Origin of the sequence: Phenylobacterium sp. (assembly GCF_036264965.1) — a bacterium.
In the GTDB taxonomy this organism is placed as follows: Bacteria; Pseudomonadota; Alphaproteobacteria; order Caulobacterales; family Caulobacteraceae; genus Phenylobacterium.
In genome coordinates this window covers 1-2,727 of record NZ_DATAPY010000014.1, presented here as the reverse complement: position 1 = coordinate 2,727, position 2,727 = coordinate 1, and the positions used below count along the sequence as shown (strand labels likewise).

At 69.0% G+C, this 2,727-nt stretch carries 2 protein-coding genes and 1 pseudogene; 1 reads left to right on the top strand and 2 read right to left on the bottom strand.

Going from position 1 to position 2,727, the window contains the following annotated elements; translation table 11 throughout:
* A pseudogene (locus VHS75_RS01320) lies at nt 1-351 on the bottom strand (hypothetical protein); the annotation flags it as partial.
* A gap of 5 nt (nt 352-356) precedes the next feature.
* Nucleotides 357-1,052, bottom strand: coding sequence for a hypothetical protein (locus VHS75_RS01315; RefSeq protein ID WP_329636798.1), 696 nt, complete (start codon nt 1,050-1,052; stop codon nt 357-359).
* A gap of 602 nt (nt 1,053-1,654) precedes the next feature.
* On the opposite strand from VHS75_RS01315, the gene VHS75_RS01310 reads away from it, so the two are divergent.
* Complete coding sequence (locus VHS75_RS01310) at nt 1,655-2,629, top strand: NAD(P)-dependent oxidoreductase (RefSeq protein WP_329636797.1); 975 nt, start codon at nt 1,655-1,657, stop codon at nt 2,627-2,629.
* Nucleotides 2,630-2,727 lie beyond the last annotated feature (98 nt).

Below are 2,727 nucleotides of genomic sequence, written 5' to 3'. Positions count from 1 at the left end.
AACGCCCACGTCGATGGACTCGACGATATTCGTGAGCTTCAGCTTCTGCTTGCCGCCGCCCTTGCCCTTGCCCCCGCCGAAGGCGCCGGACACCTTCTCTTTCAGGCCGGCCCAGCCGGCGCTGAGCATCGACCGGCCCGGGCTCTTGCCCTCGGCCAGGCTCTTCGCGCCGGTGACCGCGGCCATCAGGCCTGGCCCGCCGTCACCCTCCACGTAATCAGTGAGCCGTCCGGTGGTGGACTGCACCCGGTCGCTCACCGAGGACATGGCCCGCTGGGCGAGCGCGCCGACCAGGCCGCCCGCCTCCGCCTTGAGCCGGTCGACCGGCCCGTTGCTCTCCGCTCGCGCCATGTCGCTCACCTCTTCGCCCGGGAGACCGGAGCCCGGCGGCGCGTGGGGGTCCGCCGCGCGGGCGGCTCCTCCGGCTCCTCCGGCTCTTCTGCCTCTTCTGCCTCTTCTGCCTCGTCTGCCTCGTCTGCCTCGTCCGCCTGGTCGTCTTCCTCGTAGTCGTCTTCCTCGTACTCATCCGGCTCGTAGTCGTCGTCCGCCTCGGCCTCGTCCGGCTCGGCGTCCGCGGCCCGGCCGCGCCCGGTCACTCGCCTGGTCGCGCCCCCAGCCGCGTCGCCGGCGCGCCTGGCGGTGCCTGTAGCCGCGCGGCGCCCGGTACGGGTCGCGGTCTGGCCTGCCTCGGCCGCCGCTTCCGTCCCTTCGGCGACCGTGGCGGCGGGATTGCGCACGCGCTCGGCGCGTTCGTGGAGCGAGTCGGTCAGCGCGTCGACCCGGCTGGTCACCGCGGACATCGCCGCGGCCTTGCCCGCCTCAATCAGGTCGCCGCGCACGGTGTCGGCGAGGTCGGTGAGTTGGGGGGCCACCTTCTGAATTGCGTCGGTGGAGCCGAGCATCTTCATGCCCCGCTTCAGCGCGATGTTGCCGATGTTCGTACCGCCAACCGTCATCCCGGCCGCCATCATGGCCGCGGTGCGGAATTTCCGGTTGCGGCCGAGCATGTAGCCGACGCCGAGCGCGGCGGCGGCCCTCATGTTGCCTTTCATTTCAGCCTCCTACCTGAGTTCACGCGCCACGGTGTCCGTCGACCCGCCCGTCGGCCGCATCGCGCAGGAGTTCTGCTTGTGTCCGGACCCTGGGTGCCTCGGGTCTCAGATCCGGTTGTGTGATAACCGGCGCCGCTACCCCCGCGTCCGGCCCGAAAACGATCCGCGGGAAATTAATTTGCGGCGAAACCCAGATAGCGAGGCTTATTGGCAACAGACCAGTTATGTCAAACTTCTTGACAAGAAAGACGTATCTGCGTGGAAGATGGCCTTTCTTGTAAAAGAACGGAGTTGCTACTCTTAGTCCTCTTGGACCGGAAACAATTGATTTCGCCGATTTCGCCCTAATACGCACAGGTTCCGGCGACCGTCACGGCCGCCCGGTCATTGTCGCCCTGTGCTCGGTCGCGGGCGCGCCTGAGTATCCACCGTCTTCGAAAACGTGACCAGGTAAGCCTGAGCCCGTCACACCGTCGCGGCAAGACGGGGGGAAGTTTCAGTGCCGGCCTGCGGGTAAGAGTGCCGCCCGAGGGGTGGGCAGGAGCCGGCTGAGCTGCGAAAAGAGCCGAAGGCAGAGCCGGCCTGACGGGGGAGGTGAATCGATGGCCAGGATGACCGATACGCAGACCGCGCAACCCACCGACCGGGGGCTGGTCACGGAGACCATCGCGGTGCTTGGCGCCGGGGGCACCATGGGGTTCCCGATCGCCCGGAATATCGCGGGCGCCGGCCTGCCGACGCGGGCGTGGAACAGGACGATCGATAAGGCGAAGCCGCTCGCGGCCGTCGGTGCCTACCTGGCGCGGACGCCGGCGGACGCCGCGCGCGGCGCGGGCATCGTGATAACGATGCTGGCCGACGAAGGTGCCGTCATGCAGGCGATGGACGGCCCAGACGGCGCCCTGCGAGTCCTGTCAGGCGCCCAGCAGCGGAACGGCACGCCAGCGGATGATCCCAACGGGCCGTACCACGCCCTGTGGGTGCAAATGAGCACGATTGGACTGGCGGCCACCACGCGCTGCGCCGAACTCGCGAACCGCAGCGGCGTGGGGTTCGTGGACGCGCCGGTGCTCGGCACCCGTCAGCCCGCGGAGCAGGGCAAGCTCGTGGTGCTCGAGTCGGGCCCGGAAGAGGCAAGGCCACGCCTCGCCCCGGTCTTCGACGCGATCGGGCAGCGCACGATCCGCGCCGGTGAGGCGGGCGCGGGCAGCAAGCTCAAGCTGGTCACCAACACCTGGGTCCTCGCGGTAGTCGAGGCGGCCGCCGAGACGATCGCCCTGGCCGAGGGCCTTGACCTCGATCCTGACCTGTTCTTCAAGGCTATTGAGGGCGGCAGCCTCGACCTGCCGTACCTGCGGATGAAGGGGCAGGCGATGACCAGGCGGGACTTCACGCCGGCCTTCAGGCTCGCGCTGGCGGCCAAGGACGCCGGCCTGGTGCGCCGCGCCGCGGAAGACCGTGACCTTGACCTGCCGCTTGTCGAGGCGATCGCGCGGCGCTTCGCCGAGGCCGCCAAGGAACACGGCGACAAGGACTTCAGCGCCACGTACCTGATGAGCACGCCGAAGCGGGGCTGACACCGGAAAGGGCCGCCATGCGAGAAGGGGCGCGCGTACGAGGCTGCCTTTTCGGCGCTCAAGCGCACGTTTGAGAAGAAAGGCGACCGCTGGGTCAG

Coding starts and splice junctions, on each gene's coding strand:
- VHS75_RS01315 (WP_329636798.1), bottom strand. CDS start 1,052: ATGAAAGGCAACATGAGGGCCGCCGCCGCGCTCGGCGTCGGCTACATG.
- VHS75_RS01310 (WP_329636797.1), top strand. CDS start 1,655: ATGGCCAGGATGACCGATACGCAGACCGCGCAACCCACCGACCGGGGG.